Origin of the sequence: Hansschlegelia quercus (assembly GCF_004310425.1) — a bacterium.
Taxonomy (GTDB): Bacteria; Pseudomonadota; Alphaproteobacteria; order Rhizobiales; family Methylopilaceae; genus Methylopila; species Methylopila quercus.
Genome location: NZ_SIUB01000002.1, coordinates 366,818 through 393,367, shown reverse-complemented (window position 1 = coordinate 393,367; position 26,550 = coordinate 366,818). Strand labels below are relative to the sequence as shown.

Annotated in this window: 25 protein-coding genes and 1 riboswitch; of the genes, 11 read left to right on the top strand and 14 right to left on the bottom strand. The window is 65.7% G+C overall.

The features are described 5' to 3' along the window. Window positions 1-9 precede the first annotated feature (9 nt). Together EYR15_RS05895 and EYR15_RS05890 are read right to left on the bottom strand one after the other, a co-directional pair. Window positions 10-189: a CbtB domain-containing protein gene (locus tag EYR15_RS05895; protein ID WP_131002016.1), complete on the bottom strand. Its 180-nt coding sequence runs from the start codon at window positions 187-189 to the stop codon at window positions 10-12. Window positions 190-221: 32 nt separating this feature from the next. Beyond that, a riboswitch (cobalamin riboswitch) is annotated at window positions 222-424 on the bottom strand. A gap of 49 nt (window positions 425-473) precedes the next feature. Beyond that, window positions 474-821, bottom strand: coding sequence for a hypothetical protein (locus EYR15_RS05890; RefSeq protein WP_131002014.1), 348 nt, complete (start codon window positions 819-821; stop codon window positions 474-476). A 376-nt stretch (window positions 822-1,197) separates the two neighbouring features. On the opposite strand from EYR15_RS05890, the gene EYR15_RS05885 reads away from it, so the two are divergent. Beyond that, window positions 1,198-2,451: a porin gene (locus tag EYR15_RS05885; protein WP_131002013.1), complete on the top strand. Its 1,254-nt coding sequence runs from the start codon at window positions 1,198-1,200 to the stop codon at window positions 2,449-2,451. Between the two features lie 301 nt (window positions 2,452-2,752). Next, window positions 2,753-4,114 carry a carbohydrate porin gene (locus EYR15_RS05880; protein ID WP_131002011.1) on the top strand — a complete coding sequence of 454 codons (1,362 nt, stop codon included), beginning with the start codon at window positions 2,753-2,755 and terminating at the stop codon, window positions 4,112-4,114. A gap of 69 nt (window positions 4,115-4,183) precedes the next feature. On the opposite strand, the gene EYR15_RS05875 is transcribed toward EYR15_RS05880, so the two are convergent. The 6 genes from EYR15_RS05875 to EYR15_RS05850 form a co-directional block, all read right to left on the bottom strand. Beyond that, entirely contained in the window at window positions 4,184-4,864 is a 681-nt protein-coding gene (locus EYR15_RS05875; RefSeq protein WP_131002009.1) for a protein-L-isoaspartate(D-aspartate) O-methyltransferase, read from the bottom strand. 18 nt (window positions 4,865-4,882) lie between these two features. After that, window positions 4,883-5,650, bottom strand: a complete 768-nt coding sequence (surE, locus tag EYR15_RS05870; protein ID WP_131002007.1) for a 5'/3'-nucleotidase SurE — start codon at window positions 5,648-5,650, stop codon at window positions 4,883-4,885. Continuing rightward, on the bottom strand, window positions 5,647-6,927 hold the full coding sequence (gene serS, locus EYR15_RS05865; RefSeq protein ID WP_131002005.1) for a serine--tRNA ligase: 1,281 nt from the start codon (window positions 6,925-6,927) through the stop codon (window positions 5,647-5,649). The genes surE and serS overlap by 4 nt, the downstream gene beginning before the upstream one ends. 61 nt (window positions 6,928-6,988) lie before the next feature. Further along, the gene (gene tatC, locus EYR15_RS05860; RefSeq protein WP_131002003.1) at window positions 6,989-7,777 is read right to left on the bottom strand and encodes a twin-arginine translocase subunit TatC; all 789 of its coding nucleotides are present in this window, start codon (window positions 7,775-7,777) and stop codon (window positions 6,989-6,991) included. Beyond that, complete coding sequence (gene tatB, locus EYR15_RS05855) at window positions 7,774-8,259, bottom strand: Sec-independent protein translocase protein TatB (RefSeq protein ID WP_131002001.1); 486 nt, start codon at window positions 8,257-8,259, stop codon at window positions 7,774-7,776. Before tatB ends, tatC begins: the two co-directional genes overlap by 4 nt. An 80-nt stretch (window positions 8,260-8,339) precedes the next feature. Continuing rightward, window positions 8,340-8,585, bottom strand: coding sequence for a twin-arginine translocase TatA/TatE family subunit (locus EYR15_RS05850; RefSeq protein WP_131002000.1), 246 nt, complete (start codon window positions 8,583-8,585; stop codon window positions 8,340-8,342). Between the two features lie 710 nt (window positions 8,586-9,295). Between EYR15_RS05850 and EYR15_RS17370 the strand changes: the two genes are divergently transcribed. Then, a complete protein-coding gene (locus tag EYR15_RS17370; RefSeq protein ID WP_165455432.1) occupies window positions 9,296-10,105 on the top strand; it encodes a LysM peptidoglycan-binding domain-containing M23 family metallopeptidase in 810 nt (269 codons plus the stop codon). Between the two features lie 57 nt (window positions 10,106-10,162). Here EYR15_RS17370 and EYR15_RS05840 read toward each other — a convergent pair whose 3' ends face one another. Genes EYR15_RS05840 through yajC form a run of 5 tightly spaced genes read right to left on the bottom strand, consistent with a single transcriptional unit; the run spans window position 10,163 to window position 14,424 of the window. Further along, a complete protein-coding gene (locus EYR15_RS05840) occupies window positions 10,163-11,005 on the bottom strand; it encodes a phytoene/squalene synthase family protein (RefSeq protein ID WP_131001996.1) in 843 nt (280 codons plus the stop codon). Then, on the bottom strand, window positions 11,002-11,379 hold the full coding sequence (locus EYR15_RS05835; RefSeq protein WP_131001994.1) for an Mth938-like domain-containing protein: 378 nt from the start codon (window positions 11,377-11,379) through the stop codon (window positions 11,002-11,004). Before EYR15_RS05835 ends, EYR15_RS05840 begins: the two co-directional genes overlap by 4 nt. A 45-nt stretch (window positions 11,380-11,424) precedes the next feature. After that, window positions 11,425-12,393: a protein translocase subunit SecF gene (gene secF, locus EYR15_RS05830; protein WP_131001993.1), complete on the bottom strand. Its 969-nt coding sequence runs from the start codon at window positions 12,391-12,393 to the stop codon at window positions 11,425-11,427. A 20-nt stretch (window positions 12,394-12,413) separates the two neighbouring features. Continuing rightward, window positions 12,414-14,024 (bottom strand): protein translocase subunit SecD, encoded by a 1,611-nt coding sequence (secD, locus tag EYR15_RS05825; protein ID WP_131001991.1) that lies wholly within the window; start codon window positions 14,022-14,024, stop codon window positions 12,414-12,416. Window positions 14,025-14,076: 52 nt separating this feature from the next. Next, window positions 14,077-14,424, bottom strand: coding sequence for a preprotein translocase subunit YajC (gene yajC, locus EYR15_RS05820; RefSeq protein WP_131001989.1), 348 nt, complete (start codon window positions 14,422-14,424; stop codon window positions 14,077-14,079). Window positions 14,425-14,656: 232 nt separating this feature from the next. Between yajC and EYR15_RS05815 the strand changes: the two genes are divergently transcribed. Then, complete coding sequence (locus EYR15_RS05815) at window positions 14,657-15,520, top strand: ATP-binding protein (RefSeq protein ID WP_131002437.1); 864 nt, start codon at window positions 14,657-14,659, stop codon at window positions 15,518-15,520. A gap of 3 nt (window positions 15,521-15,523) precedes the next feature. Here EYR15_RS05815 and EYR15_RS05810 read toward each other — a convergent pair whose 3' ends face one another. Continuing rightward, window positions 15,524-16,129: an LOG family protein gene (locus EYR15_RS05810; protein ID WP_131001987.1), complete on the bottom strand. Its 606-nt coding sequence runs from the start codon at window positions 16,127-16,129 to the stop codon at window positions 15,524-15,526. A 180-nt stretch (window positions 16,130-16,309) separates the two neighbouring features. On the opposite strand from EYR15_RS05810, the gene EYR15_RS05805 reads away from it, so the two are divergent. The 7 genes from EYR15_RS05805 (at window position 16,310) to EYR15_RS05775 (ending at window position 26,539) form a co-directional block, all read left to right on the top strand. After that, window positions 16,310-17,608: a LysM peptidoglycan-binding domain-containing protein gene (locus tag EYR15_RS05805; RefSeq protein ID WP_131001985.1), complete on the top strand. Its 1,299-nt coding sequence runs from the start codon at window positions 16,310-16,312 to the stop codon at window positions 17,606-17,608. Window positions 17,609-17,732: 124 nt separating this feature from the next. After that, window positions 17,733-19,961, top strand: coding sequence for a sensor histidine kinase NtrY-like (locus EYR15_RS05800; protein ID WP_131001983.1), 2,229 nt, complete (start codon window positions 17,733-17,735; stop codon window positions 19,959-19,961). A gap of 44 nt (window positions 19,962-20,005) precedes the next feature. Then, entirely contained in the window at window positions 20,006-21,373 is a 1,368-nt protein-coding gene (ntrX, locus tag EYR15_RS05795; RefSeq protein WP_131001981.1) for a nitrogen assimilation response regulator NtrX, read from the top strand. A gap of 118 nt (window positions 21,374-21,491) precedes the next feature. After that, window positions 21,492-22,355, top strand: a complete 864-nt coding sequence (locus tag EYR15_RS05790; RefSeq protein WP_131001979.1) for a D-amino-acid transaminase — start codon at window positions 21,492-21,494, stop codon at window positions 22,353-22,355. Window positions 22,356-22,541: 186 nt separating this feature from the next. After that, complete coding sequence (hfq, locus tag EYR15_RS05785) at window positions 22,542-22,814, top strand: RNA chaperone Hfq (RefSeq protein WP_131001977.1); 273 nt, start codon at window positions 22,542-22,544, stop codon at window positions 22,812-22,814. 9 nt (window positions 22,815-22,823) lie between these two features. Continuing rightward, window positions 22,824-24,173, top strand: coding sequence for a GTPase HflX (gene hflX, locus EYR15_RS05780; protein ID WP_131001975.1), 1,350 nt, complete (start codon window positions 22,824-22,826; stop codon window positions 24,171-24,173). Window positions 24,174-24,949: 776 nt separating this feature from the next. Beyond that, complete coding sequence (locus EYR15_RS05775) at window positions 24,950-26,539, top strand: FAD-dependent oxidoreductase (protein ID WP_131001973.1); 1,590 nt, start codon at window positions 24,950-24,952, stop codon at window positions 26,537-26,539. Window positions 26,540-26,550: the final 11 nt, after the last annotated feature.

Below are 26,550 nucleotides of genomic sequence, written 5' to 3'. Positions count from 1 at the left end.
CGGTTCCCCTCAGTGGCAGGGGAAGCCAATGGAATGGCGCTGGTCGTGCGCCGCGTTGTGAAGCGCGGGCGTCGACGCGAAGCCGGCGCCTGCGATCAGCACCACGCCGAGCAGCGCGGCGAACAGGATCGGCAGCGCATGGGCCGACGTGAGGGCGACGGGACGTGTGATTGAGGAAGCAGTGCGCATTTCAGGTCTCCAGCCCTCCCACCGAGGGCATTCAGGCGTTGACGCCTCAGGCAGGTCTCCTGGCTCGCGGGTCGCGGCGGTCGCGCCGGCCTTCCCGCGCATAATCAAGCGCAGTGGCTATCTATGGCGCGCCGCTCTCCGCTCACAGTTGCGGGGGCAGCTCCGGAATCGGGCCTTTGGCCCTCACCGAATTCCCTTTTGATCCCTCACGGGAACCTAAGGCTGATCAGCTAGGCCTATCAGGGGCGAACGCGCCTCGCAATGCGCACAAGGGCGCGGCCGGTTTAGCCTTTGAAGGCGCGGATGAGCCAAAGAACCGGCGCCGACTCCGCTCCGAAGCCGATCGCGATCGTCTCCCAGATGAACAGGACAAGCCCGATCGCGGCGAGCGCGACGCCTGCCTTGCGGGCGGCCTCGCCGAGGCCTGTTCGCGCGCGTTCCCGCGACAGGGCGAAGGTCACGCCTGCGATCGTCGCGGCCGTCAGCCCGACCACGATCCAGTATTGGAGATTAGCGTCTCCTTCGAGCGAGCGGCTGTGGCCTACGCCGACGACGGAGCAGGCGACGAGCGCAACAAAGGAGAGGAGGCCGCCAAGAAAGGCGGCGCGCCCGACCGGACGATCTTCGCTCATCGTGTCTCCTTAAGACCGGCGCGGATGACGGCCGGCGCGGTTCATAGCCGAATCTCGCGTGGCAGGAATGAGGCGAGCCGGCGCCGCGGGAACGGGAAGGTTCGCCGCGACTGGACAATTTTAGAGCCCGATCCGGGCCTCAGGGCGCCTCTTTCAGTGGCATTCCAGCCACAGCGGAAGCCAAAGGCCCTGACTGGAACCGTCACAAACATGATCACGCTTGCGCCATCGATCGCCACGCATATGGTCGTTTTGCGGCAAGGAAACGCGCCGCAGGGGATCGTCGGGGGTCGACGGTCAAGACTGACGACCATGGCCGGGGCGCAACGCCTCAGTCGATACGATCCGCTGTGACTTTCGGGGTTGGAGGACTACAATGAATCTCGTCAAGAGCCTGGCGCTTGGCTCCGCCGCCGCCTTCGTTGCGCTGACCGGCGCACAGGCTGCCGATCTGCCGGGCGCCGAGCCCGTCGAGTACGTGAAGGTCTGCGACGCTTACGGCGCGGGCTTTTTCTACATTCCGGGCAGCGACACCTGCCTTCAGATCGGCGGCTTCGCCCGCCTCGACGTGTCTGTCGGCGAGGTCGTGAAGAACAACGCCGGCGTCAAGCCGAACAACAATGTCGGCTTCCGGACGCGCGCCCGTCTGTGGTTCGACGCGCGCACCGACACGGAATACGGCACGGTTCGCACTTACATCCGCGCTCAGTTCCAGCGCCAGTCCGGCGCTCTCGGCTTGGCCGCTGCGACCGACGTCGGCGTCGGCGACGACTCGATCTTCGACAAGGCTTTCGTGCAGTTCGCCGGCCTGACGGCTGGTCTCACGGACTCGTTCTGGGACTTCAAGCCCTATCCGACCTTTACGAACCCCTTCATCTCGGACCGCACCCTCTCGGTTCTCGCCTATACTGCTGATTTCGGCGGTGGCTTCTCTGCCAGCATCGCGGTCGAGGACGGCACCGCTCGTCGCTCCGCCACGCTCGCCGGTCTCCCGGGTTCGGTTGGTTCGAACTACAACGAGCAGAAGTTCCCCGACATTGTCGGCAACGTCCGCGTTCAGCAGGGCTGGGGCGAGGCGCAGATTTCGGGCTTCGCTCATAACATCACGAACGAGCTCGGCGGCCGCGACACCGCTTGGGGCTACGGCGGTCAGGTGGGCGTGAAGGTGAACCTGCCTTCGCTCGCCAAGGGCGACTTCGTCTACGGTACGGCGGCGTACAGCTCCGGCTCGCTGTCCTATCTCGGTGTCGGCCAGACCGGCGACTCGGTGTTCGGTATCGCCCAGACGCAGAACGTCGACCGCGGCAACCGCCTCTCTGACTTCGAGGTCGACGGCGGCGGCAACATCCGCAAGACCGAAGGCTACGCCTTCAACCTCGGCCTTCTTCACTACTGGGATCCGAAGTGGCGCTCTGCCTTCCAGGGCACTTACATCAACGTCAATGTGAAGGCCGCTGGTCAGGATTGGGCTGCGTATGGTCTGACGACCAACCTGATCTGGACGCCGGTCAAGAAGCTCGATATCGGCGGTGAGGTGAACTACGTCAAGAACACCAACACGTCCGACGTCTATGCGCTCCGCAAGAAGGACGAGTTCATCGGCCGCATGCGCGTCCAGCGCGATTTCTGATCCTCATCGGATCGAACGAAAAGGAACGGCCCCGCCTTAGGCGGGGCCGTTTTCATATTGGCTCGACGATCTGCTCTCGCCCGCAGTCTCGGCTGTCGTTCTTAGAGTAAGTCTAAATATAAACTGCGTTTTCTTGTTGTATAATTGTATCGAGCCTCACGGTTTCGTTACGCCGGAAGGCCTCGAAGCCTAGAACGTTATTCGCCTTCTCCAGAATTTCGCTTAGTGGTTTCTGGCGGCGCTGGCGGGAGCGTCGAGCATCGACGCCGGTCGCGCGTCGATCCTTTCGGGGAACTGCGTAATGACGATGGCGAACTTCGTAACACGATCCGCCGGCCTCGGGATCGCCGCCGCGCTGTTGGCCTCCGCGGCCTTCGTCGCGCCCGCCTATGCCGATGACGATGCCCCGGCCAAACTCACGGGCGACCTCTTCGAACGCGACAAGCTGACAGGCGATTGGGGCGGCGCACGCACCAAACTGCGAGACTTCGGCATCGAATTCGACGCCGACGTCACCGCCGACAGCTCCTACAATCTCGGCGGCGGCCTCAAGAAGGGCAAGGGCTTCACCGGCCTGCTCCAGCTGGGCCTCACCCTCGATCTCGAGAAGATCGTCGGCTGGACCGGCGGCGAGTTCTACGCCGGCGCTTACTTCATCCGCGGGCAGGGCATCACGGCCAACGAGACCGGCAATCTGCTGACGATCTCGAACATCGAGGCCGAGCACGCCAACCTGCTCGGCGAGGTCTATTTCAAGCAGAAGCTGCTGGACGACAAGCTCCAGATCAAGATCGGTCAGCTCGCGGCCGACGGCGACTTCGTCGTCAGCGAGACGGCGGCGCTGTTCGTGAACTCGACCTTCGGCTGGCCCGGCCTCAACGGTACAGATCTCCCCAGCGGCGGCCCTGCCTATCCGGTGCCGACGCCGGGCGTCCACGTCTCATACGAGTTCAACGACGCGTTCAGCGTGCAGGCCGGCGTTTACAATGGCGATCCGGCGGGGCGCGACGACTTCAACAAGCACAACACGGACTTCCCGACCAACGACGGCACGTTCGCGATCGGCGAACTGATCTACAAGGCGGACTTCGGAGGCCTGCCGGGCACCTACAAGGCCGGCGCGTGGTACAACTCGCTGCACTTTGATGACATCTCGCGCGTGGACGGCGCCGGGGATCCGATCCGGCGAAAGGGCGACTACGCGCTCTACGGCGTCATCGATCAGACCGTCTGGCAGGGCGGCGGCGACGGCGGCGATCTGAAGAACCCGACGCCTTCGCCGGAGCAGAGCCTGTCGGTCTTCGCTCGCGCCGTCGTCACGCCGCAGGAAAACCGCAACCTGATCGACTGGTACTTCGACCTCGGCTTCAACGCCAAGGGCTTCACGCCCGGCCGGCCGGACGATTTGTTCGGCGTCGCCTTTGCCTACGCCCACATCAGCAAGGACCAGCGCGACCTCGACCGCGCCGCCGGCGACCCGCTGCACAGGGCTGAAATGGTGATCGAGGCGTCGTACCAAGCCAAGATTACGGGCTGGCTGAACCTGCAGCCCTACTTCCAGTATGTCGTTCGCCCGGGCGGCGGCGATCCGGATCCGGATCGTCCGAACCGCAGGCTGAAGGACGCCAAGGTCATCGGTTTCCGGACCCAGGTCGCGTTCTGATCTGACAGCGATATGCGTATGAAGAGGGGCGTCTCGCACGAGCGGGACGCCCTTTCTCGTATGGAGGCGTCAAAGCCCCGCCGCGACGCCCGCCATCATCGGCTGCGCACGGGCGACGCCGATCGTCGTCTCATCCAGCGAGCCGTCCTTGTTCTTCACGATACGGGTCAGACGCTGGCCGTCAGCGTCGCCGATCGGCGCCAGCATTGTCCCGCCGGGCTTCAGCTGGTTGAGCAACGCGGAAGGCGGCGCTTTGACCGCGGCGGATACGAGAATCCGCTCGTAAGGACTTGGCGACGGCCAGCCAAGCGCGCCGTCGCCGACATGGATCGTCACGCCGTCGGCGCCGCCGAGATCGGCGAGACGTCGCTCGGCGTTCTCAGCGAGCGTTTGAAACCGCTCGACCGCCACGACGCGGCGCGCGAGGCGCGACAGGATGGCGGTCACGTAACCCGAGCCGCAGCCGATCTCGAGAACCGTGTCGAGGTCGCCGACGCCGAGCCCGTCCAGCATGGTCGCGATTGTGGAGGGGGCTTCGAGCGTCTGGCCGCAGGCTATCGGCAGCGAGCGGTCGACATAGGCGACGTCTCGGAACCGCGACGGCGTGAACAGCGCGCGCGGAATGGTCTCGATCGCCTTGAGCGTGCGGGTGTGCAACACCCCGCGGCTTCTAAGCGATAGGACGAGCTCGGCGCGGCGTGTCCGCTCGCGGTCGTCGAGAGCGGGATCCGCGAGATCGAAGCCGCTCATCGCATCCTCCGGCGGGTTCTAGGAATCCGCAAACACTTTGCGCAGTCCGTCGAACATCTCGGCGTCCGTCAAGTCGATCTTGAGCGGCGTCACCGAGATCCGGCGCGCGCGGATCGCGGCGAGGTCCGTGCCGTCCGCGATCTCGTATTGGCCACGGCCGAAGACGATCCAGAAATAGGGGTTGCCCCGGCCGTCCGCGCGACCCTCGATCTTCAGAAGCTCCTGATCGCGCTGGCCCTGCGCCGTCACCTCGACGCCCTCGACCTCGTCCGCTTCGCAACCCGGAAAATTCACGTTCACCAGCCGGTCACGGCTGAAGCCGGCCTTCATGATCCGCTCGACGACATCAGGCCCGTGCGTGCGCGCCGCTGCGAACATGTCCTCGAGTTCGCGCTCGCGATTGAAGTTCTGCGACAAGGCGATCGCAGGAACCCCGAGGATCGTCGCTTCGATCGCGCCGGCGATCGTGCCGGAATAGGTCACGTCCTCCGCTACGTTCTGGCCGCGGTTGACGCCGGAGAGCACGAGGTCCGGACGCTTGTCGGCGAGCACGTGCCGCACGCCCATGATAACGCAGTCGCTCGGCGTGCCTCGGACGGCGAATCGCTTGTCGCCGACTTCTCGAAGGCGAAGCGGATCGCTCAGTGAGATTGAGTGCGAGGCGCCGGACTGGTCGGTCTCGGGCGCGACGACCCATACGTCGTCGGACAGGGCGTTAGCGATGTCCTCTAGCGCGGCGAGCCCCGGCGCGTTAACGCCGTCATCGTTGGTGAGCAGGATTCTCACGAGGCGCGCTCGATCCGCTCAAGCCCGCCCATGTAGCTCTTCAACGCCGGGGGCACAGCGATCGAGCCATCCTCCTCCTGGTAGTTCTCGAGCACGGCGACCAGCGCGCGGCCGACCGCGACGCCGGAGCCGTTCAGCGTATGGACGAAGCGCGTGCCCTTGCCGTCCGCCGGGCGGAACCGAGCGTTCATGCGGCGCGCCTGAAAGTCGCCGCAGACCGAGCAGCTGGAAATCTCACGGTAGGTGTTCTGCGCCGGCAGCCAGACCTCGATGTCGTAGGTCTTCTGGGAGGAGAAGCCCATATCGCCCGCGCACAGCGTGACCGTGCGGAAGGGCAAGTCCAGCCGCTTCAGCACCTCTTCAGCGCAGGCGAGCATGCGCTCGTGCTCCTCCAGCGCCTTATCCGGGGCAGTGACGGAGACCAGCTCGACCTTGGTGAACTGGTGCTGGCGGATCAGTCCGCGCGTGTCGCGCCCGGCGGAGCCCGCTTCTGCGCGAAAGCAGGGTGTGCCCGCGGTGACGCGCAGCGGCAGCTCGGCCTCGCCGAGGATCTGCTCTCGCACGAGGTTGGTGAGCGACACCTCAGCCGTCGGGATCAGCCAGAAATCGAAGCTTGCGCGGAACTGGTCATCGGCGAATTTCGGCAACTGCGCCGTGCCGAACATCGCCTCGTCGCGCACCAGCAGCGGCGGCGCAATCTCCGTGTAGCCGTGCTCGCTGGTGTGCAGGTCCAGCATGAAGGAGGCCAGCGCCCGCTCAAGCCGCGCGACCTGACCCTTCAAGACGGCGAAGCGAGCGCCGGACATGCGGCTCGCAGCCTCGAAGTCGATCAGACCTAGCGCCTCGCCAAGCTCGTAATGCGCCTTCGGATCGTGGATCTCGCGCGGGCTTCCGACGCGGTGAAGTTCGACATTCGCCGTCTCATCCGGGCCGTCGGGAACTTCCGCGAGCGGTATGTTCGGGATTTCGGCGAGCGTCGCCGTCAGCTCCTGCTCGATCGCGGCTAATTCGGCTTCGGCGGCCGGCGCGTCCTGCTTCAGACGGCCGACCTCTTCGATCAATGCGGCGGCGCGAGCTTCGTCCTTCGCGGCCTTCGCCTGCCCGACTTCTTTGGACGCCGCGTTGCGGCGCTCCTGCATTGTCTGCAGCCGGCCGATGATTTCCCGCCGCCGCTCGTCGATCGCGATCAACCGCGCGCTCTGAGGCGTGATGGCGCGCCGCGCGAGGCCGCGGTCGAAGCTGTCGGGATCGTCTCGAATTAGGCGGATGTCGTGCATGAGAAATTGGGGTCCGGGGTTGCGAGGCATCGACCGTCAAGTGCGCAGAACGTCGCCCGGCCTACTCCGACTTCTCTTCAGCCTCGGCCTGTGCCCGCTTTTTCTCGATCATCTTCACCACGAAAATCGAGGCTTCGTAGAGAAGCACTGTAGGCAGGGCAAGCGCGACCTGGCTGATGACGTCCGGCGGCGTCAGCACCGCCGCCACCGCGAACACCACCACGATCGCATAGCGCCGCTTTGAGATCAGCCAGGCCGAATCGATGAAACCGGCGCGCGCGAGGAGTGTGAGGATCACCGGCGTTTGGAAGCAGATGCCGAAGGCGAAGATCAGCGTCATCACGAGCGAGAGGTACTCGCTCGTCTTGGCGATCAGTTCGATCGACGCATGGCCGTCGCCGCCGGCCTGCTGCATCGACAGGAAGAACCGCATCGCGAGCGGCATTGCGACGAAATAGACGAAGGCCGCGCCCATGAGGAAGAGGACAGGGGTCGCGATCAGATAAGGCAGAAAGGCGGAGCGCTCGTTCTTGTAGAGGCCAGGCGCGACGAATTTGTAGATCTGGTTGGCGACCAGCGGGAACGAGATGAAGCCCGCGCCGAACATCGCGAGCTTGATCTGGGTGATGAAGAATTCCTGCGGCGCCGTGTACTGCAGCCGGATCGCCTCGGCGGAGCCCGCCGCGATCTCGTAAGGCACCAGCAGCAGGTTGAAGATGTGGCCCGCTACCGAAAAGCAGACTGCAAAGGCCACGACGAAGGCCAGGATCGACTTGATCAGGCGCGAACGCAGTTCGACGAGGTGCTCAATGAGCGGAGCGCGCGTCGCGTCGATGTCCTCCTGGCTCACGACAGCGCTCCAGGCGGAATGGTCTCGTCATCCGGCTTCGCCACGGCCGGAGCAGCAAGGGACCGACTCTCGGGCCCGCCCGCCGGAGACGGGAGCGTTCCCGGCTCGATCTCTGGAGGAGGGGGCGCGAGGGCCGAAGGCGCATCGGCTGCGGTTTCCGCTTTGTCGCCGGCGAGCGCCGACGGCGGCTTATAGGAAAGGGCGCTGTGGATTTCGTCCCGCGCCATCTTGATCGGGTCCGGCACGCCGCCGCCGAACGTAGACGCCTTGTTCTTCAGACCCGTGATGTCGCGCTGCAGCTCGTCGAGCTCCGCTTCCTTGAGCGCTTCATTGAACTGGGACTGGAAATCGCCCGCCATACGACGGAGCGTCGCGACCGTCTTGCCGACGGTCCGCAGCAGCGCAGGCAGGTCCTTTGGACCCACGACTACGAGCGCGACCACCGCGACGACGAGGAATTCAGACCAAGCGATGTCGAACATTGAGGACGGGCCGCCGGCGATAGACGCGACGGAGCGGCGCGCGCGACAGACGCGCGCCCTCCGGGCGGACCTCTATAGGATCAGGACTGGCGGCCGTCGACCGGCTGATTGACGCTGGAACGGACCGGCGCGTCGGCACGATGGTCGATCGTCTGTGTAGGGCGGTGCTGGGACATGCCCTCGGCGACGTCGTCCTCCTCGGTCAGTCCCTTCTTGAAGCTTTTGATGCCCTTGGCCATGTCGCCCATAATGTCGGAAATCTTGCCGCGGCCGCCGAACAGCAGCAGGACGAGCACTCCGACGACCAGCCAATGCGTGATGCTCATAACTTTTCCTCTCGATCGGCTCCACGCGGCCGCTAAGGCGGGCCGGAACCGTCAGTCGTGAATGGAAACTAGGTCCCGCCGCCTAGGAACACAAGGACCTCCGCTCGGCCTGAATGTCACGCCGTCGTCATGACCGGCTGTGGCGCACGCCGAGAGGCCGCTCGCTTCGCCGCCTTCAGGATGCTGAAGAGAATTCCCGGATTTGCCGGGCTTTCGCCGCGAGGATAACCGTCCGTTTACCTCAACGCGCTTTTACTATCGGCATGTCGGTCGGTAGGTCGCGAGTGTCCCAGATGCGTAAATTCGTTCCGGTCCTGCGTTCGGAAATTCTGGCGCGCGCCGCTTTCGTGGTTCTCGGCGCAAGCGCCCTCGGGGCCTGCAGCTCCGATACGTCGCGTTTCGGGGATCCCTTCGGAAACCCCTTCAGCACCTCGGAAGCCGAGCCTGCGCCGAAGCGTGAGCCGGAATATACGGGCGGCATTCGGGCGGCGCCTTCGAGCCGCGTCGAACGCGCCCCGCTTTCCGCGCCGAGCGCCGCGCAGGACCGTCCACTCCGGGGCTACGAGCGGAACGCCGACTCAGGTTATCGACCCTCCGCTTCCGAACCTCGCTCGACCGGTGCGCTTCCGCCGGTTCATGGTGGCGTCAGGACGGCAACCAGCTGGTCCAGCTCCGGCGGGACCGCGATCACCGTCGGCCGCGGCGAAACCGTGAATACCCTCGCCAATCGATACGGCGTTCCTGCGAGCGCGATTCTCCAGGCGAACAACCTGCAGAACGCGAACGACGTCACACCCGGCCAGCAGCTCATCATCCCCGGCTACGCCGGCGCGACAGTCCATCAGGCTCAGGCCGCGCCCGTCGCGGCGGCTCCGCGAATGGCGCAGGCGCCGATCGCAAAGCCCGCCCCCGCGGGCGAGGGCAAGATGCAGTTCGTCACCGGACCGCAGGCCAAGGGCATGGAGCCCGCCAAGACCGCCGCGGCGCCCGCGCTGAAGCCGAGCGTAGCTGCTCCCGCTGAAGACAAGCAGGCGTTCGCCGCGGCGCCGAAGCCGGCGGTCTCCGCCCCGCAGCCGAACGACAGCGTTAAGACGGCTTCGCTCAAGGTGGAGGAGCCCGCCCAGGCCGCCGCGCCCGCAGGTCCGTCATTCCGCTGGCCGGTGCGTGGCCGCGTCATCTCGGGCTACGGCTCCAAGGCGAGCGGCGCCTCCAACGACGGCGTCAATATCGCGGTGCCGGAAGGGACAGAGGTCAAGGCTTCCGACGACGGCGTGGTCGCCTATGCCGGCAGCGAACTCAAGGGCTTCGGCAACCTCGTGCTGATCCGCCACTCGAACGGCTGGGTCACGGCCTATGCTCACAACAGCGCGCTCGACGTGAAGCGCGGCGACACGGTGCGTCGCGGCCAGGTGATCGCGAAATCCGGCGCGAGCGGCAACGTCAGCAGCCCGCAGCTACACTTCGAGGTTCGCAAGGGCGCCACGACGGTCAACCCGCTCGACCATCTGCCCAACGCCTGATCGCTCTAGATCGGCCAAGACACCCGGCCGGCTCGCGCCCGCGCCGGGTTTTGTCTTTCAAAAGGGCGGCGACCGGCGGCTGGCCTTCCATAGCCGAAAGAGAACGCGCCATCGCGCCGGCTCGCCTGACGCCGTAAGCGGGGTCCGCCGATCGAGCGTACGCAGGGTCCCAGGGAGTGTCGCGAGCGGGAGGAAGGCCGGCGCGGCGACAGGATCGACGTCTTCAAAGGCGGCGCGCGCCTCTGCGAGGCGGCCAAGAGCGAAAGCGCGAAGCTCCGCCGCGGCAGCAGCAAGCTGCAGCGTGTCCTTTCCGGAGAGCACGTCTTCGCGCAGGACGCCATGGGTCGCCATGGTCTCGGCAGGCATCATCAGGCGGCCGCGCGAGGCGTCCGCAGGAAGCTCTGCGAGCAGCCGAGTCAGTCCCTGCGCGACCCCACCGAAGCCGGCCGCCTCTGCGCCGCCGGGATCGCGGCCATGGCCGAGGATCAGACTTCCGAGACGGATCACCGCGGAATGGGTGGCGCCGAGCCGGCCTTCGAACTCGTGGAGCGTCGGGATCGGATCGTCATACAAATCGTCTGTTCGGGCGTCGACGAGTCGCAACAGCGGCTCACGAGGAAGGCGTCCGAATGCGATAGCCGCTTCCAGCGCTCGCGCGACGGGATGGGCGACTGCGTCGGCGCGTTCAGGGCTCTCCAGCGCATCGCGCCACCATTGCAGGCGGATTTCTCCGATCGTGGGATCGCTGACGATGCTCCGCACGCGCGCGAGTTCGGCGTCAAAGGCGCGGAGCGCGAGGAGATGCGGGCGAGCGTCGGCTGGCGCAAACTGCGCGGCCGCGAAAGCCGTGAAGTCGGCCCCCCGGACGATGGCTGCGACGGCGTCCGGCGCCTCGCTCACGAGACGGCGATCAACGCCGCGGCGACGCGGCGGCCCTCTGCAAGCAGCACGTTCCAGGTGCGAACGGCAGCGCCCGTCGCCATGGCTTCCGCGACGATGCCGCTGGCTTTCAGCGTCTCGCGAAGCGGCTTCTTCAGGGGAGCGATGTCGGGTCCTGTGCCAACCAGCAACGTATCGATCTCGCCGGCCTCACCGAGCGCCCGCGCGAACGCCGCCTCGTCGAGCTGCGAGGGGTCCGTGGGGCCCCAGGCCCGCATGCCCGACGGCAGGCAAAGCAGCGAGCCTCGATGCGAGAGGTCGGCGAAGCGAAAGCCGCCGCCGCCATAGGCGTCGATCCTGTAGCGGCCGGGAAGATGGCGGTCGTCCTGGGACATGGCCTGATGTTACGATATTTCAGGCCGGAAGGATTGACCGCGCCTCTAGGCCGCGCCGGGCTTGCTCAAGCTCGCAGCCTTGGCCGCAGCGTCCGCCTTGTCGTCGGCCGCCGCGCGCGTCGAAGTCGTCACGCCAAGATAGATCAGCATGGGCGAGGAGACGAAGATCGCGGAATAGGTGCAGATCACCACGCCGAACAGCATCACGTTGGCGAAGCCCTGGATTGCCTGCCCGCCGAACAGCACCAGCGCGAGCAGCGACAAAGCGGTGGTCGTCGCGGTCATCACGGTGCGCGACATCGTATGGTTGATCGAGAGATCGAGCAGCTCTTCCGTCGGCAAGTTCTTGTACTTGCGCAGCAGCTCGCGCGTGCGGTCGAACACGACCACAGTCTCGTTCAGTGAATAGCCCACGATCGTGAGGATCGCAGCGATCGAGGTCATGTTGAACTCTTCCTGGGTGATCAGGAAGAAGCCGACCGTCAGCACGATGTCGTGCAAGGTGCCAATGACCGCGCCGATCGCGAGATTCAGCTCGAAGCGGAACCAGAGATAGCCGAGCACGGCGACGATCGAGAGCACGACACCGAGCGTGCCGGACTGAACGAGCTCGCCGGAGACTCGCGGGCCCACGGTCTCGACCCGGCGGATCTCGAAGTCCTTCTCGAACGTCTCGCGGGCACGCGAGACAAGCGCGCTCTGGGCCTGCTCGCCACCGGGCTGGGTCCGGAAGCGCAGCGAAATCTGGCCGCCCTGGCCGAACTCCTGAGCCTCGACTTCGCCGACCTCGAACGAATGCGCCGCCTCGCGCACCGCGCCGATGTCGGCATGGCCAGCCTTGGCCTGCATCTCGATCAGCGTGCCGCCCGTGAAGTCGATTCCGAAATTCAGGCCGACCGTCAGGAACAGGACGAGGGTCAGCACGGAAATCGCGGCCGAAAACGGGAAGCTCAGCGCGCGCCAGCGCGTGAAGCGGAACTTGCTGTCGTCGGGGAAGATGCGGATGAGGCGCATGACGTGTCTCCGGCTCCGCGTCAGAACGGAAGCGTGGTCGGCCGCGTGCGGCGATACCACAGCGCGATCATCATCCGCGTCATCGTCACCGCCGTGATTACGGTCGTGACGATGCCGAGGAGGAAGACCACGGCGAAGCCGCGGACGGGGCCGGAGCCGAGAAGGAAGAGGATGATGGCGGCGATCGCCATGGTCGAGTTCGAATCGATGATGACGGCGAAGGCGTGCTTGAAGCCCGCCTCGATCGACGAGACCATGCTGCGGCCGGAGCGGAACTCCTCACGGATGCGCTCATAGATCAACACGTTACTGTCGACCGCCGTGCCGATCGTCAGCACGATTCCGGCGATGCCAGGGAGCGTCAGCGTCGCGCCGAGCAGCGACATCAGCGCGAAGATGAAGATGACGTGAACCACGAGAGCGATGTTGGCGATGAAGCCGAACACGCCATAGGTGGCGAACATGAAGATCACAACGAAGATCGCCGCGTACCACGTGGCGCGCGTGCCGGCCGTGATCGAATCCTGACCGAGGCCTGGGCCGACGGTGCGTTCTTCGATAACGGTCAGCGGAGCGGGCAGGGCGCCCGCGCGCAGCAGCACCGCCAGGTCGTTCGCGCTCTCGACCGTGAAGTTGCCGGAGATCTGGCCCTGTCCGCCGGTGATCGGCTCGTTGATGCGAGGCGCCGAGATCACCTTGTTGTCGAGCACGATCGCGAACGGCTTGCCGACATTCGCCTGCGTGGCTGCGGAGAATTCTCGGGCGCCCTTGGTGTTGAACTTGAACGAGACGACCGGCTGGCGGTCCTGCGAGCTGAAGGTCGCTTGCGCGTCGGTCAGATCCTCGCCCGACACCATGACGCGCTTCTCGATGAGGATCGGCGCAATCTGGCCGCCACGCTCCTCCTGAAGCACCTCGGAGCCCTCGGGCGGGCGGCCAGCCGCCGCCTGCTCGGGCGGCATCGACAGATCGACGAGGCGGAACTCGAGCTTCGCGACTTGGCCGAGAATGGCCTTCAACCGCTGCGGATCCTGAAGGCCTGGAACCTGCAGCAGGATGCGGTCCGCGCCTTGGCGCTGGATCGAGGGCTCGACCGTGCCGGTCTCGTTCACGCGCCGGTCCACGATCTTCAACGACTGGTCGACGGCGCCACGCACACGGGCCTGGATCGCCTGTTCGCTGAGCGTCGCCGTCACGACGTTGCCGTCGCGGCTCGCGATCTCGGCTTCCGCAGGTCCCGCACCGCCGAACAGCGACTGCGTCTGCGGAGCGGCCAGCGGACGGAGCTTTTCAAGCGCCAGGTCGAGTTGCGATGGGTCGCGCAGCGTGGCCGCGACGGTCTGACCGTTCAGTGCGATCGAGGTCGTGCCGATCCGCGCTTCGCGCAGCGCCCGCCGGACGTCCTCCCGCAGCGCGTCGGCGCGCGAACGCCTCAACGCATTGGCGTCGACCTCGAGCAACAGTTGCGAGCCGCCCTGTAGATCGAGGCCGAGCACGATAGTCCGCGCCGGGAACCAGGACGGATAGGCGTCGCGCACCGACTGCGGCAGGACGTTGGGCAGCGCGAACAGCACGCCGAGCGCGCAGAGCGCGAGCACGGCGATCGTCTTCCATTTTGAGAAGTACAGCATCTAGGCGTTGGCCTTTATTCCCGCTTCTTAAGGCGGGCTTCGACTTCTTGGTTCAGGCGGCCGGGTCGGTCTTGACCGGTTCGCCCTTCGTGCGGACTTCCGCGATCATCGAACGGGCGAGGCGCGCGCGGACATTGTCCGCGATCTCGATCTGGATCTCGGTGTCGTCCACCACCTTCGAGACCTTGGCGATGATCCCGCCCGACGTCACGATCGTGTCGCCGCGCCGCACGTTCTTGATCATCTCCTGATGAGCCTTCGCCCGCTTCTGCTGCGGCCGCAGGATCAGGAACCACATGATGACGAAGATCAGGATGAACGGCAGGAGCTGGATCAGGAAATCCGTGCCGCCGGGAGCGGCGCCGGACGCCCCTTGCGCAAAGGCGGATGTGACGAACATGGAAGCTCCGATGGCGGGGTATGAGCGCCTCGCTCTTGGGAGCCGGCTTCAACCGCTGAAAACAGGACGGCCGGGCATGCCCGGGCCGAAGCGGCGCGGACTATAGCCACGAGCCTTGCGAAATCAAATCACGCGTCCGAACCCCGGTCGGCGTGGTGGACGAGGCCGGTTCGCAGAGTTACCTAGCGCGCTCCTAGAGCGGAGCGTTTCAGTGTCCGATCCCTTCTATTCCATGCCCGCAACCGATACCCGCGACGCCCTGCTCGAGCGCATCGCCGATGCGCTGGATCGCATGGCGCCGCCGCGAGTGGACGCGCCCGATTTCGAAGCGGCCGACGCCTTTGTCTGGCGGGCGGCGGAGAAGAGCCTCCATCCGGTGGCGAAGGTCTCGCGAGTTGCGATGGGGCTGTTGAAAGGAATCGACCGCGTCCGCGATCAGCTGCTCGATAACACCACCCGTTTCGCGCGCGGGCGGCCCGCCAATAACGCGCTGCTCTGGGGCGCGCGGGGGATGGGCAAGTCAAGCCTCGTCAAGGCGTGCCACGCCGAGGTCGCGGCAGCGCTCGAGAAAGAAGGCAAGCCGAAGCTCAAGCTGATCGAGATCCACCGTGAGGACATCGAGACGCTTCCCATCCTGATGGGGCTGCTCGCGGCCGCGCCGTTCCCCTTTCTTCTGTTCTGCGACGATCTCTCGTTCGACCTCGAGGACACGTCCTACAAGTCGCTGAAGGCCGTGCTCGACGGCGGCGTGGAGGGACGGCCCGAGAACGTGCTGCTCTACGCCACCTCGAACCGCCGTCATCTGCTCGCCCGCGAGATGATCGAGAACGAGCGCTCGACGGCGATCAATCCTGGCGAGGCGGTCGAGGAGAAGGTCTCGCTGTCCGACAGATTCGGCCTGTGGCTCGGTTTCCACCGCTGCAGTCAGGACGAATATCTCGAGATGGTTCGCGGCTACGCCCAGAGCCTCGGGCTCGGGATCGATCCCGAGGAGCTCCGTCGGCAGGCGCTCGAATGGGCGACCACGCGCGGCTCCCGCTCAGGTCGGGTCGCCTGGCAGTTCATCCAGGAAACCGCCGGCCGCGAGGGCCAATAGCCCTTAGAACTGATCGATCGGAGCGCCTTCGCGCTCGTCCATCAGCTCCTCGATCACCGGCGCGGCCCGCAGCAGCGCCGGGATGATCTCCTCGACCTCGCTCGTGACGACGAAGGGCACCTCGGCGCCCTGCCGCAGGAAGCCTTCGGTCGTCATGTGATCGAACAGGGCGATGAGCGGCGACCAGAAGCCGTCGAGATCGAGCATCAGGATCGGCTTGTCGTGGCGGCCGAGCTGGACCCAGGTCAGCTGCTCGACAAGCTCCTCGAGCGTGCCGATGCCGCCCGGCAGCGCTACGAAGGCGTCGGAGCGCTCGAACATCAAGCGCTTCCGCTCGTGCATGTCGGCGGTGACGATCAGCTCCTGAACGTCGGCCAGCATCGCCTCGCGCTCGACGAGGAATCGCGGAATGATTCCAGTGACATGGCCGCCATGCGCCAAGGTCGCCCGGGCGATGCCGCCCATCAGGCCGATATTGCCCCCGCCATAGACCAGCCCGATGCCGGCCTCCGCGAGCGCTTTGCCGAGGGCCTCGGCGGCTTGCATATGCTGCGGCCGCGCCCCTGGGCTCGAGCCGCAATAAACGCAGACTGTTCGGATTCGTGACATGCGGTGAGTGAGCCTTAGCAGGCCGCGCGTGGTCAAGCCGTCCTCGGTTGGTCGAAGCGCCGCGGCGGCCTCGGCGCTGGCGCAGACGGTCCAAGTGTAGAACAGTGTTTTTTGTGGGTTTATGACATGAGTTTCGGTGGCGGCTCATCGTCGCGTTTCGGGTTGAAAGCGTATCGGGGCATGAACACCAGAATTCGGACCGGATTGATCTTGGGCGCGTCGATCGTCATCGCGATTGCGCTGCTCGCCGTACTCATGCCGCGCAGCGGCCAGGGTCCAATGGACTGGCTCGGCGACTTCACCCAGGCGCCGGCGCAGAAGGCGGATCGACTGCCGCCGCCGGCGCCGCAGTCGGAGCAACGGCAGCCGATCCCCTCGCAGCAGGCCCAAGGCGCCCCTCAGGCGGAAACGCCCTCGGAGCGCAGCGCGCAACCGAACACGCCGTCAGCAAACCCGGCCGCCACGGCCCAGACGCCGCCTGCGCCGGCCGGCGCATCCTCGACATCTCCGAAAGTGGATCGCGGCAAGACGCAAGGCGCTGCGCCCTTGGCGACCTTCGACATCGTGCGCGTGGAGCCGTCGGGCGAGTCCGTTATTGCCGGGCGTTGCTCGTCCGGCTGCTCCGTCGAACTGATGGCGAACGGCCGTACGCATGACCGCGTTGTGGCGGACGCCGAGGGATCGTGGAGCATGGTCCCTCCGCCGCTGCCCCCCGGCGATCACGTCCTGAGCCTAAGAGTCCGCACGCCGGACGGCCAGATTTCGGTGTCGGAGCAGACCGTGACGGTCTCCGTGCCGCAGCCGCCCTCAAAGGAGGTCGTGGTCGTCCTGAACGCGCCCGGGCAGCCGTCGCGCGTCCTCGCTATGCCGAGGCCCGCGGAGAAGCCGGCGTCCGCAAGCGCGGCGGCGGCCTCGCGGCCTTTGACCGTAGGGGCGGTCGACGCCGAGGGCGGCCGCTTCTTCGTGCAGGGCTCGGCGCCTCCGGGCGCGCTGCTCAGGATCTACCTGAACGGCTCCTTCATCGCCGCTCCCATCGCGAGCCCGGCCGGCGCGTGGTCGTTACGCGTCGACCATGGCCTCTCGCCCGGCGAGTACGACCTGCGCGTCGACCAGGTCGAGGACGAAGCCGGCCGCGTCTTGTCGCGCGCTCTCGCCAAATTCGCCTATCGATCTGACGTCGCAGCCGCGGCCCCAGGCAGCGTGGCGCCGTCGGCAGGCGAGTCCGGCGCCTCAGGCCAGAGCAGCGAGAACCAGGCGCAGGCGTCGCAGACGGCGAGCGCCGCCGACGCCGTGGTGCCGACGCTCGATTCCGTGACGGTGAAGAGGGGCGACAGCCTCTGGAGCATTTCGCGCCGGAGCTATGGAGCGGGGCAGCGCTACACCGTCATCTTCGCGGCGAACGACGCTCAGATCCGCAACCCCAACCTGATCTATCCCGGCCAGATCTTCGTCGTGCCGACCGGCCCCTCGCCGAATTAACGAGCCAACGACCGCCGCGAAGTTGTCGCATTCCGACAACAGTGTGGTACGGACGCATCAGCGCTTGAGGTGATTCACCTCAGGGCCTCATATCCGTTCGTCTCCACCTCGCTCGAGAGCCGCATTGGCCGACGCCGCTTTACAATCTGAGCCGAACGCCCCGCGCGAGCGCCGTGGTCCTGGCCTTGTCGGGCCGATCTGCGTCGTCGCAGCGCTGATCTCGGCGCTCGTCTCGTTCGTGGTGCTCACCGGCCGAGCGGACATCGAGCCGACGGAGCAGGCGAGCCAGATCGCGATCATCGTGAACGGCGGTTTCGTAGCGCTGCTCGTGATCATCATCATCTGGGAGGTGCGCGGCTTCGTGCTGGCGCGCTGGCGCGCTCAGGCCGGATCGCAGATCCATGGACGGCTGGTCGCCCTGTTCTCCATTGTCGCGGTCGCGCCTGCAGCCTTGCTCGCGGTGTTCGCGCTCGTCACGATCGACAAGGGCTTCGACAGCTGGTTCTCGACCCGCGTCCGCGAGATCGTCGACAATTCGCTTGTGGTCGCGCGCGCTTACCTGAACGAGCACGCCCGCTCGATCCGCGGCGAGATCCTCGCCATGGCGAACGACGTCAACCGCGCCCGTCCGCTGTTTGACAACGACCGGCAGCGCTTCGCCGAGTTCTTCACCGCGCAGGCGACCATTCGCGGTCTTCCCGAGGCGCAACTGCTGAAGCGCGACATGACCGTGGTCGAGCGCGCCAAGATCAACATCGGGCGCGACTTTCCGCACCCTCCGCAGGTCGACATCGACAGCGCCCCGACCGACGAGCCGACGCTGCTCGCGCCGGGCAAGCAGAACGCAATCGGCGCGGTGCTCAAGCTTGAGAACTATGACGACCTCGTGCTCTTCGTCGCGAGGCCCGTCGATCCCCGCGCGAACACCTACATGCAGCTCGTCGAGCAGGGGTCGAACGAGTACAACTCACTGACGCTCCGAAGGCCGCGGATCCAGGCCACCTTCGCGCTGCTCTATCTGCTCGTCTCGCTGTCGCTGCTGCTGGCCGCCATCTGGCTTGGCCTCGCTTTCGCCAACCGCCTGGCCTCGCCCATCCGGCGCCTGATCACGGCGGCCGACCAAGTCAGCCAGGGCGATCTTTACGTGCAGGTCCCGATCGCCCGGAACGAGGGCGATCTCGGCGCGCTGGCGGAGACCTTCAACAAGATGACCTCGGAGCTTCGCAGCCAGCGGAACAGGCTGGTGGAGGCCGCCGACCAGATGGACAGCCGTCGGCGCTTCACCGAGGCGATGCTCGCCGGCGTCAGCGCGGGCGTCATCGGCATCGATCCCGCAGGCGCGGTCACTCTGATGAACCGGATGGCGGAGAAGATCGTCGGCGAGCCCGAGGAGACGCTGCTCGGCCGCCGCCTCCGCGAGGCTGCGCCCGAGCTCGGACCCATGATCGACGCCGCCATCGGGCGCTCTCAGCGGCTGGTTCAGGGGCAGGTGACCCTGCTGAGGGGAGGGCGCGAACGCGTCCTCAACGTGCGGTTCACGACCGAGACGTCGACCGCCGACGAGCACGGTTACGTCGTGACGCTCGACGACATCACCGAGCTCGTCTCCGCGCAGCGAACCTCCGCCTGGGCCGACGTCGCGCGCCGCATCGCCCACGAGATCAAGAACCCGCTGACGCCGATCCAGCTCTCCGCGGAGCGCATCCGCCGCAAATACGGAAAGGTGATCGTCGACGAGCGCGAGATCTTCGAGCAGTGCACGGACACAATCATCCGGCAGGTCGACGACATCAAGCGGATGGTGGACGAGTTCTCGTCTTTCGCGCGCATGCCGAAACCGACGATCGAGGAGGAGGATCTCGCGAACGTCGTCCGCCAAGGCGTGTTCATGATGCGCGTCGGCTACCCCGACATCGCCATCGAAGCGCACGGGGCCGATCAGCCGGTAAAGGCCAAGTTCGACCGGCGGCTGATCGCGCAGGCTGTGACGAACATCGTCAAGAACGCGACGGAATCCGTGCACGCCACGCCGGAAGGCGTGAACGGCGAGGGTCGGATCGACGTATTCGTCCGTCGCGAGGGCGATTCCGCGGTCGTCGAGGTGGTCGATAACGGGGCCGGGCTTCCGGTGGAGAATCGGCAAAGGCTGCTCGAGCCCTATATGACCACCCGCGAGAAGGGCACGGGGCTCGGCCTCGCAATCGTGGGGAAGATCATGGAGGAGCACGGAGGCGGTGTGGAGTTGCTCGACGCGCCCGCTGTGGCCGAAGGCGGCCGCGGCGCAATGGTGCGGCTCTGGTTCAAGGCCCGCACCGAGCAATCCGCGCCCGCGCCAGCGGCCCCCGCAGCCTGAAATCCTTTCAACCGACAGCTTCTTTCGGAGACCGTTTTTTCCTCATGGCGACCGACATCCTCATCGTCGACGACGAGGCCGACATCCGCGAACTCGTGGCCGGCATCCTCCAGGACGAAGGCCACGGGACGCGCACGGCGCGGAATTCCGACGAGGCGCTGGCGGAGATCGCCAAGCGCCGCCCGCAACTCGTCTTTCTCGACATCTGGCTGCAAGGCTCGAAGCTCGACGGTCTGGAGATTCTGGACGCGATCCACAAGGATCACCCCGAAATCCCGATCGTCATGATCTCCGGTCACGGAAACATCGAGACCGCGGTTTCAGCCATCAAGTCGGGCGCCTACGATTTCATCGAGAAGCCTTTCAAGGCCGACCGGCTGGTGCTGATCGCGCAGCGGGCGCTCGAATCCTTTGCTCTCAAGCGCGAGCTGAAGGATTTGCGCCGCGGCTCCGCGCAGACCACCAAGCTCGTCGGCAAGTCGACGGTACTGAATCAGCTTCGCGGCGCGCTTGACCGCGTTGCGCCGACCAACAGCCGTATCCTGATCGCGGGACCTTCCGGCTCCGGAAAGGAGCTGGCGGCGCGCATGATCCACGCGAAGTCAGCGCGGGCGCGGGGACCGTTCGTGCTGATCAACGCCGCCGCGATCACGCCGGAGCGGATGGAGGAGGAGCTGTTCGGCGTTGAAGGCGCAGAGAACGGCTCAAGGAAGGTCGGCGCGCTCGAGGAGGCGCATGGCGGCACGCTGTTCATCGACGAAGTTGCGGACATGCCGCGCGAGACGCAGAACCGTATCCTGCGCGTTCTCGTCGACCAGACCTTCACGCGACTGAATGGCGCCACCAAGGTGCAGGTCGACGTCAGGATCATCTCCTCCTCCTCGCGGAACCTCGAGCAGGAGATCGCCGAGGGTCGCTTCCGCGAAGATCTGTTTCACCGGCTGGCCGTTGTGCCGGTCCGCGTTCCCGGCCTCGCCGAGCGGCGCGAAGATATCCCGGAGCTGATCGAGTTTTTCCTCGACCAGATTTCCTCCGCGACCGGATTGCCGAAGCGCAAGATCGGCGAGGACGCGATGGCCGTTCTCCAGAGCCATGACTGGCCGGGCAACGTCCGCCAGCTCCGCAACAATGTCGAACGCCTGATGATCCTCGCCGGGGGCGACGCCGACGTGGTCGTCAATGCGGACATGCTGCCTTCCGAAATCGGCACCATGGTGCCGCCGACGCCGAGCGGAGCGGGGGGCGAACAGTTGATGGGCCTGGCGCTGCGCGAGGCGCGCGAAATCTTTGAGCGGCAGTATCTGCTTGCCCAGATCAGCCGGTTTGGCGGCAACATCTCACGCACGGCCGAGTTCATCGGCATGGAGCGCTCGGCGCTTCACAGGAAGCTCAAGGCGCTTGGGATCGGGTGAGCCACGCGTCGGCCTGGACGGCGCCATGCGCCGGGACCGGATCAAGCGCCTTTAATCTCAGGATCATCCCGGCTCTGCGGCCGGGATGACGCCTCCGTTTAGTCGATCAGAGCTCTCCATGTCCCGCATCGCCTATGTCAACGGCCGATACGTCCGCCACGCGGAAGCGGCAGTCCATATCGAGGACCGCGGCTACCAATTTGCCGACGGCGTCTATGAGGTCTGCGAAGTCGTCGGCGGCGTCATGATCGACGAGACCCGGCATCTAACGCGACTGCGCCGCTCACTTTCGGAGTTGCAGATCCGCGACCCGATGCCGGAAACAGCGTTGAAGGTCGTGTTGCGGGAGACGATCAGGCGCAACCGGGTCCGCGACGGCATCGTCTATCTCCAGGTCACCCGTGGCGTCGCGCGGCGCGATCATTATTTCCCGTCCGCCAGCATCCCGCCCGCCATTGTCGTCACCGCACGGTCGACCGATCGCGCCAAAGTCGGCGCTGCGGCGGAAGCCGGGGTGTCGGTCATCACCGTGCCGGAGAATCGTTGGCCGCGCGTGGACATCAAGTCCGTTGCGCTGCTGCCGAACGTGCTGGTGAAGCAGCAGGCCAAGGAGGCCGGCGCGAAGGAGGCCTGGTATGTCGACGCCGACGGGTTCGTGACCGAGGGCGGCTCGACGAACGCCTGGATCGTCACTGAGAAGGGGACGATCGTCACGCGCCCCGCCGAGAGCGGCATCTTGCGCGGCGTTACACGCACGACGCTGTTCGACATGGCCCGTGACCTTCAGATGCGGATCGAGGAGCGACCCTTCTCGGTGGAGGAGGCGAAGCGCGCTAAAGAGGCCTTCATCACCGCTGCGACCGCTATTGTGACGCCCGTCACTGCGATCGACGGCAAACCCGTCGGTGATGGGAAGCCGGGACCAGCGGCGCTGGGGCTCAGGCGGCGATTCCACGAATTTGCGGAACGCGCGAAGCCCTGACATCGCGCCGTCCACGCTTGCGCAATCTCGCGGCGCTGGAGTTAATAAGCGAGGCGCTGCATTCGTTCCGCGCCGACCACCAGGGGCGGAGGCGGACGGCGCAAGGCCTTATCCGCGTTGTCTTCTGCGAAGGTCGGCTCGTGCGTCTCGGCGCTAAGCTGAGCCCTATAACGAAAGAAAAAGAACATGGCCGCCGAGCGCGCTCAGAACCTGCAGGACACCTTTCTCAACAACGTCCGTAAGAACAAGATTCCGCTGACGATCTTCCTGGTGAACGGCGTCAAGCTGCAAGGCGTCGTCACCTGGTTCGACAACTTCTGCGTGCTGCTGCGTCGCGACGGGCACTCGCAACTCGTCTACAAGCACGCCATATCGACCGTTATGCCCGGTCATCCGATCCAGCTCTTCGAGCCGGAGGAGACCGAAGCGGAGCGAGCGCCCGCAAAGGCTGCACGGTAAGGATGACGGTTGAGCTCTGACATTTCCGGCCTCAATGGCGGACCGAACGGAAAGGCGCCCGCGACGCGGGCGCTGGTGATCACGCCGGTTCTGACCGGGCGACGCGCTCCGGAGCTGGCCCGGAGTCCCGCGGCTCGCCTCGACGAGGCTGTGGGCCTGGCGCTCGCGATCGACCTTGAGGTCGTCGCATCCAAACTGGTGACGCTCAGCGAGATCCGCCCGGCGACCTTCCTCGGCAAGGGCAAGGTCGAAGAACTGGCCGAGCTCGCCAAGGCGGAGCACGTCGAACTCGTCGTCGTCGACACCGCCCTGACGCCAGTCCAGCAGCGCAACCTTGAAAAGGCGCTCGGCGCCAAGATCATCGATCGCACCGGTCTGATCCTCGAGATCTTCGGTCAGCGGGCGCGCACCAAGGAAGGCGTGCTCCAGGTCGAGCATGCGCACCTCACCTGGCAGAAGAGCCGGCTTGTCCGCTCCTGGACCCATCTGGAGCGCCAGCGCGGCGGCTTCGGCTTCCTCGGCGGCCCCGGCGAGACGCAGATCGAGGCTGACCGCCGGATGATCACCGACCGGATCCTGAAGATCGAGCGCGAGCTCGAGCAGGTGAAGCGCACTCGCGGCCTTCATCGCGCAGGCCGCAAGCGCGTGCCGTATCCGATCGTCGCGCTGGTCGGCTACACCAATGCCGGCAAGTCCACGCTCTTCAATCGCCTCACCAAGGCCGAAGTGACGGCGGCCGATATGCTGTTCGCGACGCTCGATCCGACGCTGCGCCAGATCCGGCTGCCGCACGGGGCCCATGCGATCCTGTCGGATACGGTCGGCTTCATTTCGGAACTGCCGACGCAGCTTGTCGCTGCCTTCCGCGCGACGCTTGAAGAGGTCATCGAGGCCGACATCATCCTGCACGTGCGCGACATCGCCCACGAGGATTCCGACGCTCAGGGCCAGGACGTCGCTTCGGTCCTGCGCGACCTCGGGATCGATCCCGAGACGGACGATCGCGTGATCGAGGTGTGGAACAAGGTCGATCGGCTGGATGAGGACGCGCGGGCGACGCTCGCGGCGACTGTCGCGCGGCGCGACGCCGACGGGCGGCCAGCGCTGGTCTCGGCGCTGACAGGGGAGGGGACCGACGCTTTGCTCGGGTCGGTCGAGGATCGGCTGTCGGCGCGGCGCGAAACGCTCGTCGTGACCATCGAGCCGGATGACGGGGCCGGTGAGAACTGGCTCCATCGGCACGGCGACGTCATGCGCCGCGAGATCGCGGACGACGGCGCGGTGCGCGTCGTCGTGCGAGTTGAGTCCGAACGGGTCGACGGCCTGCGCCGCCGGTTCCCGTCCGTGAGCGCAGTCTAGGATCTCACTTTGGCGCCCATTTTTCCGGGCCGACCTTCCAAATGAGGTTGCCGCGACTGGGAAGAAATCGGCTGGGCTTGAGGCGCAGGGCGGCTGCAAACAGAAACGCCCCGCCGGCGGGCCGGTCGAGGCGTTTCATTCATGTCGATGAGCGAGGTTCTCTAGGGTGTGAGAGCCGGCCCTGAGGCATTCGGCTATTCTTGAACCGTGCGCGTCGTCGATCTATTTCGAGGCGTCCGATTAAGTCTCCAAGGCCGATCCCGGCATCCGCTCCGATCCTTCGGATGCAACAATCAGCCGTGAGGCAATAGACCCTCGGCAGAAGTCCATAATATTATAGGTCGCCGTAGAAAATCGCGCTCCGGATGCGCTTCACTACGGTCAGTCTACACGCTTCGGCGGAGTCATTTTTCTAGACCTCCGTTGTAAGTGTTGACGAGGCGATGATGCGCCCGTCATCGGCGATCGTCAATCCTCGCCGCGGCGGACTACCACTCGGCCGAAAGTCCAGCCTCAGGAGCCACGCGATCGAGCTCTTGGCTGCCCCTGTCGCGCTTCAACAGCCTTCGATAATTGTACGATGCCCGCGCCTCATCAGCGGATCGGCTCAGAAAGCGGCCTTCTCTTGAGCAAAGTTTTTAGGCTTTCCTGATAGCCCTCGAGCATAGAGGTCGCGCCTTCGGCGCGCAGCGTTCCGCGACCCTAGCGAAGCATGGGCGCTGACCATCGTGCGTCCTACCGCGCCATGGCGAGCGCGAAGGCGAGGGCATTCAGGCATGATCTCCGATCTTCGCTCAGGACCGCCGCCGCGGGAGATCGTGGGCGACGTCTGCATCGTCGGCACAGGTCCGGCCGGCATCTCTCTGGCTCTGGAGCTTTCCAAAAAAGGGCGAAGGGTCGTGCTGCTCGAGGGCGGCGGTCCTGTCTACGAGCAGGATTCGCAGGACCTCTACAGAGGCCAGGTCACCGGTCACCATCACATCGACACCGCAAACTCGCGCCTTCGCCAGTTCGGTGGCACGTCCGGCCACTGGACGGGCATGTGCGCTCCGCTCGACCCATTGGACTTCGAGCCGCGGAACGACGTGCCCCATCACGGCTGGCCGATCACGCGCGCGGATCTCGACCCCTTCTACGCCCGCGCTCAGAATTATCTCGACCTCGGCCCCTTCAAGTACGACTTCGCGGACTGGGCGGCGAAGTTGCCCGCGAAGCCGTTGCCGCTTGATCCCGGCAAGGTGTTCACCGACGTCTACCAGCAGAGCCCTCCGACGCGGTTCGCGGAGAAGTTCCACGACGCGATCCGGGACGATGCGCGGATCGACTGCTGGCTTCACGCAAACCTCACCGACATCGTGCTGCGTGACGGCTCGGACGTCGTCGAAAGCATGACCGTCAGTACGCTCGAGGGCGCGCAGACCATGGTTCGCGCCAAGACCTTCGTGATCGCCTGCGGCGGCATTGAAAATGCCCGCATCCTGTTGAACAGCCGTAAGCAGCGTTCGGCCGGCATTGGCAACGAGAACGATCTCGTCGGTCGTTACTACACCGACCATATGACGATCGAGACCTCGACCGTCATGTTCAACGAGGGCGTCGACACTGCGCTTTATCCCGAGGAAATACAGGTCGGCGGCGCTCTGCTGGCGCTCGGCCTGAAGATTCACCCTGATCTGGTCAGGCGGCTGCACCTGAACAACAATTCCGCCTTTCTCGTCGCTCAGCACGACAGCGAAATCTACGACGACGACTTCCGGAACTACGGCTGGATCGCCTTCTCCACGATGCTGAAGACGTTCAGCCGCGGGCATGTGCCGGACCGGTTCGCTGAGCATTACTGCGACGTCGTCGACGATCTCGGCGCGGTCGCCACCGGCGTCTACCGCCATGCGGTGCGCAAGGTCGCGCCATCCTCCCGCGCCAGCGTCTTCAAGATCCGCCAGGACGCCGAGCAGTCGCCGAACCCCGACAGCCGCGTCACGCTGATCGAAGAAAAGGACGCGCTCGGCTTCAACCGCATAGCGCTCAATTGGCGCATCACATCCGACGATCTCCTGAAGCTTCGTCGAACCCACGAGGTCATAGGGGCGGCGATCGGCGCCGCCGGCATCGGCAGGCTCCAGATCGGCATTCCCGAAACGCCTGATCCGGAGGTCGCCTATTCCGGCTACCACCATATGGGCACCACGCGCATGCACGCGGACCCGAGGCAGGGCGTCGTGGACGCCGACTGCCGCGTGCATTCGGTGCGAAACCTCTACATGGCGGGCAGTTCCACCTTCACGACTGGGGGCTGCGCCAATCCGACATTGACGGTCACGGCGCTCGCCATCCGTCTCGCCGACCACTTAGCCGTAACAGTCTGAGGAGAGCAGGG